This window comes from Pseudomonas sp. SDO5271_S396, from assembly GCF_054071795.1.
In genome coordinates this window covers 167,554-180,408 of record NZ_JBSVWB010000006.1, presented here as the reverse complement: position 1 = coordinate 180,408, position 12,855 = coordinate 167,554, and the positions used below count along the sequence as shown (strand labels likewise).

Genomic DNA, 12,855 nt, shown 5'->3' with positions numbered 1-12,855 from the left:
GTCGTGCCGACAGTCGGGTCAATGTCCGCCACAGCCCGTTCAGCCGGGTTTGCGGCGGCGTACATTAGCAGGGTTTGCCGGTCTACCGGCTACTGACCTGCTGTTCCAGGAGGATCCGGTTGGACAACGACACCAGGTCGCCGTCATCGGTCAACACCGTCGTCTTGACTGTGCCGATCTCCTCGATTTGCCCTTCGACCTCACCTATCCGTACCTGTTGCCCAACCTGATACAACTCACGCACATAGATTCCCGCAAGAATCTGACCGGCAATTTCCCGGCTTCCCAGCCCCATGGCCAGCGCAACGGCCAGACCAACGGTAATCAACACAATCACGATCACATGGTTGAGCAGGTCAGTCTTGACCTCCAACTGGCTGATCGCGACGGAAATACTGATGATGATCACCAGACCTTGCGCGATCCGCCCCAAGCCTGCCGCATAGTCCAGCCCCACGCCTTCGGCGGCGCCGCGCACCAGCCCATTGGCCAGTTGCGCCAGCAAAACACCGACCAGCAGTACCAGCGCGCCGCCGAAAACCTTCGGCAAATACAACGCAAGCATGTCGAGCGTAGCTGAAACTCGCTCAAGTCCAAGGGATTGAGCCGCAGAAACCAGAAAAATCAGCAAAACGAACCAATAAACGATCTTTCCGATCAAGGTGGAGATCGGCACTTGCAGGCCGACACGCCCCAACAATTTGGTCAGGCCGGTACCCGCCATCAGGCGATCCAGGCCAAGTTTTGCGAGCAACTTGGACAACAGGGTGTCGAGCAGCTTGGCCACGACAAAGCCCAGCAATACCAGGACCAGTGCCCCAAACAGGTTGGGAATGAAATTCGCCACCTTGGTCCACAATGCGGTCATTGCAGTGACCAGGCTCTGGGTCCAGAGATCAAGTTCCATATTCAATCAGCCTTATCAGCAGTGCGAGCAAGAGATTTACGACGGGAAACCGGAGAAACATGCGCCGAACCGTTGTTGAGGGCCATCATCAACGCTGGCAGCCAGCGGCCGAGCAAGCCGAACAGGTCACCCGCCCCCACCTGCCGGTTGGCGGTTTTCAACACGCGGCCCAGGCAGGCATCGTCGTCGCGGTTGGACGGCGAAGCATTGAGCATGTCACGCAAAGACTGTTCGAACGGATCGTGCATAAAGACCTCTCGCAAGTGTTTTAAAAGACGAGGGTAAAATTCCTAAGGTCACATGAGACCTTTCCTACGTTCAGGTCATATTCAGCTCAAACCCAGCGCAATCGTCGAAATAACCACCATTGTCCAAGCGCCACGACCACCATCAGCAGGCACGCAAACACGAATCCATAGGGGCTGGCCGAGAACGGGATGCCCCCCACGTTGATGCCCAGCAACCCCGTGAGAAAACTCATGGGCAGAAAGATTCCGGTGACGATCCCGAAGCGATACATGGTGCGGTTCATACGCACGCTCAGGCGCCGGTCTTCAGCCTCCAGCACAAGCCCCACGCGCTCTCGCGTCAATTCCAGCTCTTCCAGATAGCGGGTCAGGCTGTTGTTCAATTCATTCCAGTAGTCGGCATCGTCATCGCAAAACCAGGGCAGCTTGATCCGCGTTAGCTGGCCGAAAATGTCTCGTTGCGGTGCCAGGAATCGCTTGAGCCCCGCCGCCCGTCGACGGATCTGCAGGACGCTGCCATGTTCCGGGGTATACCGTTCGTCGGCATCCAGCTTTTCTTCCTCGGTATCGACGATTTCCGACAAATCCGTGACCAGGTCCTGCACTTTGTTGGTGAGGTACTGGGCCATATAAAGGATGAGCTCAGAGGCGGTCTTCGGCCCTTTGCCCTCCGCCAGTTGCACCAGCAACTCGTCAGTGGCGCGCAGCGGGCGCAATCGCAGGGAAATCACGCGGCTGGCCGCCGCAAAAATACGCACCGAGACCATGTCCTCGGGCTCGGCCCCCGGGTTGAGGTTGACCCCGCGCAAAAACAGCAGCAATTCGGCGTCCGGCAAAGGCAACAGGCGCGGACGGGTATTCTCCTCCAGCAGCAAGTCACAAGCGAACTCACTCAGGCCACTGGATTTGCGCAACCAGGTCTGCGTCTGGGGATGACTACGATCCCAGTGCAACCACAGGCTTTCCTGGGGTTGCAGTTGCAGGTCGTCGAGTTCAGTCCGGGCAATCGAACGCGCACCGCCTTTACCGTCCAGCACCAGGGCGTGCACCAGCCCCCACTGCGCGTTTTCTTCCTCGAACATCCTCACTCCTGTCGGCTATCGCGGTTTATTCAGGCATCTTCAGCGGGGTTGGCGACACGATCACGCCATTATTGTCGGCGTAGATGTATTCGCCCGGGCGGAAAGTCACGCCGGCGAAGTTCACCACCACATTCAGGTCGCCGATACCCCGCTTGTCGGTCTTCATCGGATGACTGGCGAGCGCCTGCACACCGAGATCGGTCTGGGCGATGACGTCGACATCACGAATGCACCCGTAGATCACCAGCCCTTCCCAACCGCTTTTCGCAGCTTTCTCGGCGATCATGTCGCCCAGCAAGGCACGGCGCAGGGAACCACCACCGTCAACCACCAACACCTTGCCAGCCCCCGGCAAATCCGCCTGTTCCTTGACCAGCGAGTTATCTTCGAAGCACTTGATGGTAACGATCTCGCCACCAAAGGAGTCGCGGCCACCGAAATTGCTGAACATCGGCTCAAGTACCTGCACCAGGTCCGGGTAGGCGTCGCACAGGTCGGGGGTGACGTAATGATTCATCGAAAAATTCCTTTCTGCCAAAGAAGTGTCTTTCAAGGAAATGCCGGTCGAAGGGCGAACTCTCCCACTCGCTCCGCCGCAACGCAATTACCACTGCGCGACTGAATATGACCGGAAGGGTTCAGCGCGTCATATGTTAGCCGCAACCCGGCACAAGCGAAACGCCCTTGGCAGAGCGCTCCCTCAAACCGCCGCCAACGCCGGGGGCGCGGCACCGAACAACGGTGTCAGCGGATCGTTGAGCCATTGCGCAACCAATGGCCAGACTTCAGCCTGGGCCGCTTTGCTGACCAGCATCTCCACATGGCCGAAATCCCCGGTAAACCCTTGCTCACGCCCCAGACAAAGGTACTGGCGATGCTCGGAACCCACCTGCTCGAACAGAGCGCGGCAGGCCCAATCCGGGTCCTGTCGATCGCCCGCTGCGCTGACGGCGAGCAGCGGCACATCGACCTCGGCCAGGCCTTTCCACCAGTCACGGTCAGCGTCACCGAAGCGCCCGAACAGGCCGTGCCAGCGCATGGCTTCGAGCATGACGCCGATGGGTTCGTCTTCGGGGCCGCGCTTGAGCCGCGCTCCCGACATGTGGGCAAAGCGCTTCAATATCAACCGTCCGGTCCACTCCACCGGTGGAATCTTCAGCGGCCAGTAGGTACGACTCACCTGGCAACCAAACAGCGCGGCCGAAGCCACCGCCGGCGCGCCCAGGTATTGCCCGCCCAGGGCTGCTGCCAGGGTGATCCCGCCCAGCGAATGACCGATCCAATGCGGCACCTGCGCGCTTTGTTCACGCACGAACGCGCCAATGGCCGGCAAATCGTAACGCGCATAGTCGGCGACCCGGTTTCTGGCGTAATCCTGGTTGCGTCGTGAGAGGCCATGGCCGCGCATTTCGGGGATCCACACATCGAACCCCCGGCGCGCAAGGCTGGCGCCCAAACCGATGCCCTTGGGCGAATACCAGAAGCGCCGGTTGGAGAAACTGCCATGCAACAAAATAACCGGGATGCCCCGGTTTTCCGGGACATCCGCCAGCCCCAGACGGGTCACCGCCAGCTCGACAGTGCCGTCCGGGCTGTTACCGGGTTTGAGGCGGTACACATCTTCACTCAGGTCGCCGCGACGCTCAGCGCTGATCAGGGCGACAGGAAACAGGTTGCTGCTGCTTTGCATAATGCTCTTGCACAAAAAAGGGCGGCGTCCGGAAGGAGTTCCGCCCTGCACAGATAAGAATGCCGGCCACCCTCGACAGGTGACCGGCACTTTTGACGTGACGACTTTAGACGGACGCTTGCCCTTCCGCCAGGAAGAACCAGGTCTCCAGCACGGAGTCAGGGTTCAGCGAGACGCTTTCGATGCCCTGCTCCATCAACCACTTGGCCAGGTCAGGGTGATCGGACGGGCCCTGGCCGCAGATACCGATGTACTTGCCGGCCTTGTTGCACGCCTGAATGGCATTGGCCAACAACTTCTTGACGGCCGGGTTCCGCTCGTCGAACAAGTGGGCAATGATCCCCGAGTCGCGGTCCAGGCCCAGGGTCAGTTGGGTCAGGTCGTTGGAGCCGATGGAGAAGCCGTCGAAGAACTCGAGGAACTCGTCGGCCAGCAAGGCATTCGACGGCAGCTCGCACATCATGATGACGCGCAGACCGTTGTCACCCCGGGCCAGACCGTTTTCGGCCAGCAGATCCACCACTTGGCTCGCCTCGCCCAAGGTGCGCACGAACGGCACCATGATTTCGACGTTGGTCAGGCCCATTTCATTGCGCACGCGCTTGAGGGCGCGGCACTCGAGCTCGAAGCAGTCACGGAACGACTCGCTGATGTAACGCGAGGCGCCACGGAAGCCCAGCATCGGGTTTTCTTCTTCCGGTTCGTAGAGCTTGCCGCCGATCAGGTTGGCATATTCGTTGGACTTGAAGTCCGACAGGCGCACGATGACCTTTTTCGGGTAGAACGCCGCCGCCAGGGTGCTGATGCCTTCCACCAGTTTCTCGACGTAGAAGCTCACCGGGTCGCTATAACCGGCGATGCGCTTGTCGACGCTTTCCTTGATGTCCAGCGGCAGGCCGTCGTAGTTCAACAGGGCCTTGGGGTGCACGCCGATCATGCGGTTGATGATGAACTCCAGGCGGGCCAGGCCCACCCCGGCGTTCGGCAACTGCGCGAAATCAAAGGCACGGTCCGGGTTGCCGACGTTCATCATGATCTTGAACGGCAGGTCCGGCATGGCGTCGATGGAGTTCTGCTTGATGTCGAAGCCCAGCTCGCCTTCGAAGATGAAGCCGGTGTCGCCTTCGGCGCAGGATACCGTCACGCCCTGGCCGTCCTTGAGCAGTTGGGTCGCATTGCCACAACCCACCACCGCCGGAATCCCCAGCTCACGGGCAATGATCGCCGCGTGGCAAGTACGCCCACCGCGGTTGGTCACGATGGCGCTGGCGCGCTTCATCACCGGCTCCCAGTCCGGATCGGTCATGTCGGAGACCAGCACGTCGCCGGGCTGAACCTTGTCCATCTCGGACACGTCCTTGATGATCCGCACCTTGCCGGCGCCGATGCGCTGGCCAATGGCACGGCCTTCCACCAGCACCTTGCCGGTTTCTTTCAACAGGTAGCGTTCCATGACGTTGGCCGAGGTGCGGCTCTTCACGGTTTCCGGACGGGCCTGCACGATGTACAGCTTGCCGTCGTCACCGTCCTTGGCCCACTCGATGTCCATCGGGCACTTGTAGTGTTTCTCGATGATCATCGCTTGCTTGGCCAGTTCGCTGACTTCCGCATCGGTCAGGCAGAAACGCGCACGCTCGGCCTTGTCGACCTCGACGGTTTTCACCGAGCGACCGGCCTTGGCCTCGTCGCCGTAGATCATCTTGATGGCCTTGCTGCCCAGGTTGCGGCGCAGGATGGCCGGGCGGCCCGCTTCAAGGGTGTGCTTGTGGACGTAGAATTCGTCGGGGTTCACCGCGCCTTGTACGACGGTTTCACCCAGGCCATAGGCGCCGGTGATGAACACCACGTCACGAAAGCCCGATTCGGTGTCCAGGGTAAACATAACGCCGGCGGTGCCGGTTTCCGAACGCACCATGCGCTGCACGCCAGCGGACAGGGCCACCAGCTTGTGGTCGAAGCCCTGGTGAACACGGTAGGAAATGGCGCGATCGTTGAACAGCGAGGCGAACACTTCCTTGGCCGCGCGGATCACGTTATCCACGCCGCGGATGTTGAGGAAGGTTTCCTGCTGGCCGGCAAAGGAGGCGTCCGGCAAGTCTTCGGCGGTGGCCGAGGAGCGCACGGCAACGGCCACATCGGGGTTGCCGGCCGACAGGGTGGCGAAGGCGGCACGGATTTCTTCGTTGAGCTTCTCGGGGAACTCGGCTTCCATGATCCATTGGCGGATCTGGGCGCCGGTCTTGGCCAGGGCGTTGACGTCATCGACGTCCAGAGCGTCCAGCGCGGCGTGGATCTGGGCGTTGAGGCCGCTCAGCTCGAGGAAATCGCGGTAAGCCTGGGCCGTGGTGGCGAAACCTCCGGGCACCGAGACACCAGCGCCTGCAAGATTACTGATCATCTCGCCGAGGGATGCGTTCTTGCCCCCCACATGCTCTACATCATGGACGCCGAGCTTATCGAGGGAAACTACGTACTCTACCAAGGTGATCTCTCCACTAACTGTGTTGGAAAAGCTCAGGGCGCGGGCTGCTCAGTAGGAGCGTTCGCCTGCGTTTGTGGCCTGGACCTGGAAAATAAGTGAGAATGCGGCCCACTGCGGGACGGCAAAATCGCGCCTATCATATCCAAGATTCGTCATCAGCTTAAGGCCCAGGGCTCAAATGAAACGATCTGCTTTCTTTATCTCCGACGGCACCGGCATCACCGCCGAAACACTGGGCCAAAGCCTGCTCGCGCAGTTCGAAAACATTACCTTCGCCAAATTCACGCGGCCCTATATCGACAGCGTGGACAAAGCGCGGGCCATGGTACAACAAATCAATCTGGCGGCTGAAAAAGACGGTTTTCGGCCGATCATTTTCGACACCATCGTCAATCAGGACATTCGTGAGATCCTCGCAACCTCCAATGGTTTCATGATCGACATCTTCTCTACGTTCCTGGCGCCGCTGGAGCAGGAGCTGAGTGAACATTCGTCGTACTCGGTAGGAAAGTCCCATTCCATTGGCCACAACTCCAACTATATGGAGCGCATCGAGGCGGTGAACTTCGCCCTCGATAACGATGATGGCGCCCGCACCCACTACTATGACAAGGCCGATCTGATCCTGGTGGGCGTGTCGCGCTGCGGCAAGACCCCGACCTGTCTGTACATGGCCATGCAATTCGGCATCCGCGCGGCCAACTACCCGCTGACCGAAGATGATATGGAGCATCTGTCGCTGCCGTCCGCCCTGCGCTCGCATCGACACAAGCTCTTCGGCCTGACCATCGACCCCGACCGCCTGACCTCGATCCGCAACGAACGCAAGCCCAACAGCCGTTACTCCAGCTATGCCCAGTGCGAATTCGAAGTGCGTGAAGTAGAAAATCTGTTCCGCCGCGAGAATATTGCGCACATCAATTCCACGCATTTCTCGGTGGAAGAGATCTCGGCGAAGATCCTTGTGGAGAAGGGTGTGGAGCGCCGCTTCAAATAAAAGGGTGTCGACCGAACTGACGCTATAGCAGGCAAGCCAGCTCCCACATTTGACCGAGTTTCAGCTTTGGAATGCAGTCGAATGTGGGAGCTGGCTTGCCTGCGAAGAACGGTAACGCGGTGAACCTGCCGATTACAGGTGAAACCGCCCCCCGCCCTGCCCCAGCGCCGTGGCCAGCGCATCGAAGCCCGCCCGTAACAACTGATCATCGCCAGACGTATTGCAGATACTCGCCCGAATAAACTGCGGCACCGCCGTCTGCCCCACGGCGAACGCTTCGGCCGTGGCAATCAGGTAATTGTTCTGCTTCAGTTCCGCCTCGATTTCCGACGCCCGCCACGGCTCCGGCACTTCAATCCAGAAGTGCGGGCTGTTGAGGTGGGTCCGGTATTGCAGACCGCTCAACAGGTCGCGCACCAGGGCCTTGCGTCGACTGATCTCGTTGATCTGCTGGCGCAGCAGGTATTCGGCGGTACCGTTCTCGATCCACTGCGTTGCCAACTCGAGCGTCACGGGCGTGGCCATCCAGCAGGTCGAACGCAGCGCGGCCGAGATACGACTGACGAGTGCCGGCGGCGCATGCACATAGCCTACCCGCAGCCCGGCGGACACGGCCTTGCTCAGGCTGCTGATCAGAATCGTACGCTCGGGCGCGAAATAGCTGAGGGGCGGTGGCCGGTCTTCCACCAGCACGCCGTGGGCCTCGTCTTCAAGAATCAGCAAGTTATGTTCACGACACACCCTGGCCAGTGCCTCGCGACGCGGTACCGACAGCACCGCCGTGGTCGGGTTCTGGATCGTCGGCGTGCAGTACAGCGCCGAAACCCGGTGATTACGACAGACTTCATCCAGCGCACCCGGCAGCACGCCTTCTTCGTCCATCTCCAGCCCGATCAGGCGAATCCCCAGCATGCGCGCGGCGGTGATCAACCCTGGGTAGGTCAGTTGTTCGGTGACCACCGTATCCCCGGCCCGCAGCAGCGCCATCATCGAACACAGCAAGCCATGCTGACCGCCATTGACGCAGATGACCTGCTCGGGAATCGGATGGAAATCACGCTGCACCAACCACTGCGCGCCCGCGTCACGGTAGCGTGGCAAGCCGGCGTCCGGCGTATAAGCACTGATGTCTTCGAGAAACTTGGCGTTGGTCGACAGGGTCTGGAAGCTCTGGGCGAGAAAAGTGGTTTCCTGCCCGGGGATATGCATGTTGCGGCTCATGTCGAAGTACTGGCGTGGCTCCTCGCTGAAGTTGCGAAAGCCTTCATCGCGCTGGCGCTCCATCCCGCGCTTGCGCACGAACGTGCCGTCGCCCACGCGAGCCACCACCAGCCCCAGTCGTTCCAGCTCACCGTAGGCACGGCTGATGGTGCCGATCGTGACGCCAAGATTGTCGGAAAGCACCCGATGGGGCGGCAGTTTTCTTCCCGGTTCAATCAAGCCTTCGAGGATGCCTCTTTCCATGACATCGGACAGGCGCTTGTACTTCACGCCCTGCCCGTTGGACAACCCCTCACGCATAATTGACACCATGTCAATATTTGTTTTGACAGTCATCTTTGGCCCTAATAGTGTGCTTTTACGGGTTCAATCGCCGAATTTTACAACTCATTACAAGCTCAATATAGAGTTCAATTCCGGCTCAGGGAAGCAATAAACGATGCCAATGTCCGCCGTTCTCGAAAACACTGCAAAAACAAAAACTCAAAAACAGTGGTTGGCCGGATTGGTGACCAGCGCGATGTTTCTGATCGTGTGCCTGAGTTGGGGCACCACCTGGCTGGGTATCAAGATTGCCGTGGAGAGCGTGCCGCCCCTGACCTCCGCCGGCTTGCGCTTTCTGATCGCCTTCCCGCTTTTCCTGTGTTTTGCCAAGGTGCGCCGCGAGCCCATCCTGTTCCCGCGGGAAAGCCGCTGGTTCTTCGTCTTTGTGACCCTTTCCTACTTCAGCGTTCCCTACTACCTGCTCAACTACGGCGAGATGCATGTCTCGTCCGGCCTGACCGCGCTGCTGTTCAGTTGCATGCCGGTGTTCATCCTGATCTTTTCCGCCTTGTTCCTGCGTGAACGCATCTACTTTTCCCAGGTGGTGGGCATCGGCATCGGCTTCGGCAGCCTCTACATGATCATCAAGAGCCAGGGCCTGCACCTGGACCACGCCGAATTCTTCGGCGTACTGGCGATCCTCACCGCCGCGATCATGCATGCCCTGTGCTACGTGATCACCAAGCAGAAAGGCAGCGCCATCAGCGTGATCACCTACAACACCCTGCCCATCGGCATTGCCGGGCTGATGCTGTTCGTGGCCGGCCTGTGGTTCGAGGCCCCGACGTTCGACGCCATCACCCTGCGCTCCTGGGGCGCGCTGTTCTACCTGGGGCTGGTGGCCTCGGTCGGCGGATTCATCGTGTACTTCATGCTGCTCAAGCGCTTGAGCCCGATCATCCTGTCGTTCGTGTTCATCATCTTTCCGGTGTTCGCGGTGATCATCGGCGCCTGGTACGAAGGCGTGTCGATCACCCGTGACCTGATGCTGTATTCGGCCATCCTGCTGGCCGGTTTTGCGATCACCAAATTGCCCGTTGAAAAACTGCTGGCCAAGAAAAATTGAGCCTTGCGACCCTCCCACACGCACGCGAGAGAAACATGGAAGTCCTCCGCCCCACCGCCCTGGAACAGATCTACGCCCACGCCAGCCGCAGCTATCCCGAGGAATGCTGTGGTTTCGTCTTCGCGGATGGCAGCGTGTACCTGGGCAGCAATATCCAGAACGAGTTGCACCGCAAAGACCCCGGGATGTACCCGCGCAGCGCCGCCAACGGCTACACGTTCTCGGTGGCCGACACGCTGCTGATGAACAAGGCGTTTCGCAGCGACAACCCGGTGGTGGTCATCTACCACTCCCACCCGGACGTGGGCGCGTATTTCAGCGACGAAGACCAGGACAAGGCGCTGTTCATGGGCGAGCCGATCTACCCCGTCAGTTACCTGGTGGTGGACGTCCGCCAAGGCCACGCCCTGGGCTCCAAGCTGTTTGCCTGGGACGGCAGGCAGTTTGCTCTCAACCCTTTCGACGACCTGCACACGGAGCTGTCCATGAATGCTGTCTCTTTCCCCGACATTCTGGTTCGCGTGGCCAAGCTGCCGGAATCGACCCTCCAGGGCACCGGATCGACCTTGCGCGAAGTCATTGAAAACCTCTGCGGCAGCCACCCGCAATTGCGCGCGCACCTGTTCCACGAGAAGAACAACCAGCTCAAGGAACACTTTCTGTTCACCGCCGAAGAAGAACTGATCAGCGCCGACGACCGACTTCCGGAAAAGGCCCGGATCGAAGTGCTGCTGGCCACATCCGGTGGCATGGACGTCGACGCCCTGAGCAACGAAGAAGTACAGCGCTACGTACGCCACATCACCCTGCCCGGCGTCGGTCGCGAAGGCCAGTTGAACCTCAAGAAAGCCAAGGTCTTGATCATCGGCACCGGTGGCCTGGGCTCGCCCATCAGCCTGTACCTGGCGGCAGCCGGTGTCGGCACCCTGGGCCTGGTGGATTTCGATGTAGTGGAAAGCAGCAACCTGCAACGCCAGATCGTGCACGGCAACAGCACCCTGGGCCTGCCCAAGGTGGAGTCCGCCAGGCAACGCTTGCAAGACCTCAACCGCCATATCCGGATCAATGCCCACGACACTGCGCTGAACGCCGACAACGCCCTGGAACTGGTGGGCGCCTACGACCTGGTGATCGACGGTACCGACAATTTCGAGACCCGCTACCGGGTCAACGACGCCTGCGTTCAGTTGGGCAAACCGTTGATCTACGGTGCCATCTACCGTTTCGACGGGCAGATCAGCGTGCTCAACCATAACGGCGGGCCGTGCTACCGCTGCCTGTTCCCCAGCCCACCGCCCGCCGAGCTGGCGCCCAATTGCAGCGCGGGCGGGGTGATCGGTGTGCTGCCCGGCGTGGTCGGCATGATCCAGGCTACCGAGGCGATCAAGCTGTTGATCGGCATCGGCGAGTCCTTGTCCGGCCGCTTGATGCGTTTCGACGCGCTGGCCATGAAGTTCAGCGAGATTCGCTTCAAGCGCCGTGCCGACTGCCCGTGCTGCTCGGAGTTGCGTCAAGCCGAAACCCAGACGCCCGCCGCCTGCGCCGACGCCATCCCCAGCCAGCCCTCCCTGGCCGAAGAGCGCTACATCAAGCCCCGCGTACTCAAGCAAGTACTGGAACACCCACGCAGCGACGAAGTGCTGCTGGATGTGCGCGACGCCAGTGAACTGGAGGTGTGCAAATTGCCGGGCGTGGTGCATATCCCGCTGGCCGAACTGGACTCACAGCTCGACAGCCTCAGCCGCGACAACACCCACTACCTGATCTGCTACGCCGGCACTCGTGCCGAGCAGGCCGCAAGCACCCTGCTGGCCGCCGGCTTTGCCCATACCAAAGTCCTGCAAGGCGGCATGAAACACTGGGTGCGCGACGTCGAGCCCGACATGCCGCTGTACTGACCCGGAGGGCTGAATGATGCTGCATAACTCCATTCTCGACGTGATTGGCCACACGCCGATCGTGCGCCTGGCACAGTTTTCCGAAGACCTCGGCATCGAGGTCTACGCCAAGCTCGAATCGCTCAACCCCGGCGGCAGCCACAAGGCACGCATCGCCCTGGGCATGATCCTCGACGCCGAGCGGCGGGGCATCCTGATCCGAGACTCCGGGCAGACCATCATCGAGCCCAGCGGCGGCAACACCGGCATTGGCCTGGTGATGGCCGGCAATGTGCTGGGCTACAAAGTGGTGCTGGTGATTCCCGACAACTACAGCCCCGAAAAACAGAAACTGCTGCGTCTGTATGGCGCGAAGGTGGTGCTGTCGGACAGCCGTCTGGGCAACAATTCCCACGGCGAAAAATGCATGGAGCTGCAACTGGAAAATCCCAGCTACGTGATGCTCAACCAGCAGCGCAACGGTGCCAACCCGCAGACCCATCGCGACACCACCGCGCCGGAAATCCTCCGCGCCTTCGGCGAACGCCGCGTGGACTACCTCGTCAGCGGCATCGGCACGGGCGGGCATATCACCGGCATCGGCGAAACCTTGAAAGCAGCCTGGCCGCACTTGCGCGTGATGGGCGTGGAGCCGGAGGAATGCGACCTGCTGAAGAACCGGCACGCTCCGCATCACATCCAGGGCCTGTCGATCGGCCTGATCCCGAGCATCCTCAACCTGGATGTGATCGACGGCATGCTCAAGGTCTCGCGCCAGGCCTGCATCGACATGATGAAACGCATCATGCGCACCGACGCCATCAGCCTTGGGCTGTCCTCGGCGGCGAACATGGTGGCCATCGCCAACCTTGCCCCGGAACTGCCACCTGAAACGGTGGTGCTGACCCTGGTCTACGACAATGCCGACAGCTACCTGCCCAGTTTCGAATAACCGGTTTTC

General features: G+C 60.5%; 11 protein-coding genes. 4 read left to right on the top strand and 7 right to left on the bottom strand.

Going from position 1 to position 12,855, the window contains the following annotated elements; all coding sequences use genetic code 11:
- Positions 1-82: 82 nt before the first annotated feature.
- The 6 genes from ACW9IN_RS07465 to ppsA all read right to left on the bottom strand — a co-directional run bounded on the left by ACW9IN_RS07465 (position 83) and on the right by ppsA (position 6,409).
- A complete protein-coding gene (locus tag ACW9IN_RS07465) occupies positions 83-907 on the bottom strand; it encodes a mechanosensitive ion channel family protein (RefSeq protein ID WP_457365272.1) in 825 nt (274 codons plus the stop codon).
- Positions 908-909: 2 nt separating this feature from the next.
- The gene (locus tag ACW9IN_RS07460) at positions 910-1,155 is read right to left on the bottom strand and encodes a CrfX protein (protein ID WP_411392141.1); all 246 of its coding nucleotides are present in this window, start codon (positions 1,153-1,155) and stop codon (positions 910-912) included.
- 86 nt (positions 1,156-1,241) lie between these two features.
- Positions 1,242-2,237 carry a zinc transporter ZntB gene (locus tag ACW9IN_RS07455; RefSeq protein ID WP_457365271.1) on the bottom strand — a complete coding sequence of 332 codons (996 nt, stop codon included), beginning with the start codon at positions 2,235-2,237 and terminating at the stop codon, positions 1,242-1,244.
- Between the two features lie 25 nt (positions 2,238-2,262).
- On the bottom strand, positions 2,263-2,754 hold the full coding sequence (gene rraA / locus ACW9IN_RS07450) for a ribonuclease E activity regulator RraA (RefSeq protein ID WP_457365270.1): 492 nt from the start codon (positions 2,752-2,754) through the stop codon (positions 2,263-2,265).
- Positions 2,755-2,937: 183 nt separating this feature from the next.
- Positions 2,938-3,927 carry an alpha/beta fold hydrolase gene (locus ACW9IN_RS07445; protein ID WP_457365269.1) on the bottom strand — a complete coding sequence of 330 codons (990 nt, stop codon included), beginning with the start codon at positions 3,925-3,927 and terminating at the stop codon, positions 2,938-2,940.
- A 106-nt stretch (positions 3,928-4,033) separates the two neighbouring features.
- A complete protein-coding gene (ppsA, locus tag ACW9IN_RS07440) occupies positions 4,034-6,409 on the bottom strand; it encodes a phosphoenolpyruvate synthase (RefSeq protein ID WP_457365268.1) in 2,376 nt (791 codons plus the stop codon).
- Between the two features lie 178 nt (positions 6,410-6,587).
- Here ppsA and ppsR point away from each other — a divergent pair, with 178 nt between their 5' ends.
- The gene (gene ppsR, locus ACW9IN_RS07435) at positions 6,588-7,406 is read left to right on the top strand and encodes a posphoenolpyruvate synthetase regulatory kinase/phosphorylase PpsR (RefSeq protein ID WP_457365267.1); all 819 of its coding nucleotides are present in this window, start codon (positions 6,588-6,590) and stop codon (positions 7,404-7,406) included.
- A gap of 132 nt (positions 7,407-7,538) precedes the next feature.
- Here the strand turns inward: ppsR and ACW9IN_RS07430 are convergent, their stop codons facing one another.
- On the bottom strand, positions 7,539-8,963 hold the full coding sequence (locus ACW9IN_RS07430; RefSeq protein WP_457365266.1) for an aminotransferase-like domain-containing protein: 1,425 nt from the start codon (positions 8,961-8,963) through the stop codon (positions 7,539-7,541).
- A 160-nt stretch (positions 8,964-9,123) separates the two neighbouring features.
- Between ACW9IN_RS07430 and ACW9IN_RS07425 the strand changes: the two genes are divergently transcribed.
- The 3 genes from ACW9IN_RS07425 to ACW9IN_RS07415 are packed head-to-tail and all read left to right on the top strand — an operon-like array spanning position 9,124 to position 12,846.
- Positions 9,124-10,017 (top strand): DMT family transporter, encoded by an 894-nt coding sequence (locus ACW9IN_RS07425; protein ID WP_457365293.1) that lies wholly within the window; start codon positions 9,124-9,126, stop codon positions 10,015-10,017.
- 35 nt (positions 10,018-10,052) lie between these two features.
- Entirely contained in the window at positions 10,053-11,915 is a 1,863-nt protein-coding gene (gene moeB / locus ACW9IN_RS07420; RefSeq protein WP_457365265.1) for a molybdopterin-synthase adenylyltransferase MoeB, read from the top strand.
- Between the two features lie 16 nt (positions 11,916-11,931).
- On the top strand, positions 11,932-12,846 hold the full coding sequence (locus ACW9IN_RS07415; RefSeq protein ID WP_457365292.1) for a PLP-dependent cysteine synthase family protein: 915 nt from the start codon (positions 11,932-11,934) through the stop codon (positions 12,844-12,846).
- The last annotated feature ends 9 nt before the right edge of the window (positions 12,847-12,855 follow it).

What these genes read in the sequence shown, in the direction of transcription:
- ACW9IN_RS07430 (WP_457365266.1), bottom strand. Translation starts at nt 8,963, where the DNA reads ATGACTGTCAAAACAAATATTGACATGGTGTCAATTATGCGTGAGGGG.
- ACW9IN_RS07415 (WP_457365292.1), top strand. Translation starts at nt 11,932, where the DNA reads ATGCTGCATAACTCCATTCTCGACGTGATTGGCCACACGCCGATCGTG.
- ACW9IN_RS07445 (WP_457365269.1), bottom strand. Translation starts at nt 3,927, where the DNA reads ATGCAAAGCAGCAGCAACCTGTTTCCTGTCGCCCTGATCAGCGCTGAG.
- moeB (WP_457365265.1), top strand. Translation starts at nt 10,053, where the DNA reads ATGGAAGTCCTCCGCCCCACCGCCCTGGAACAGATCTACGCCCACGCC.
- ACW9IN_RS07460 (WP_411392141.1), bottom strand. Translation starts at nt 1,155, where the DNA reads ATGCACGATCCGTTCGAACAGTCTTTGCGTGACATGCTCAATGCTTCG.
- ppsR (WP_457365267.1), top strand. Translation starts at nt 6,588, where the DNA reads ATGAAACGATCTGCTTTCTTTATCTCCGACGGCACCGGCATCACCGCC.
- ACW9IN_RS07455 (WP_457365271.1), bottom strand. Translation starts at nt 2,237, where the DNA reads ATGTTCGAGGAAGAAAACGCGCAGTGGGGGCTGGTGCACGCCCTGGTG.
- ACW9IN_RS07465 (WP_457365272.1), bottom strand. Translation starts at nt 907, where the DNA reads ATGGAACTTGATCTCTGGACCCAGAGCCTGGTCACTGCAATGACCGCA.
- rraA (WP_457365270.1), bottom strand. Translation starts at nt 2,754, where the DNA reads ATGAATCATTACGTCACCCCCGACCTGTGCGACGCCTACCCGGACCTG.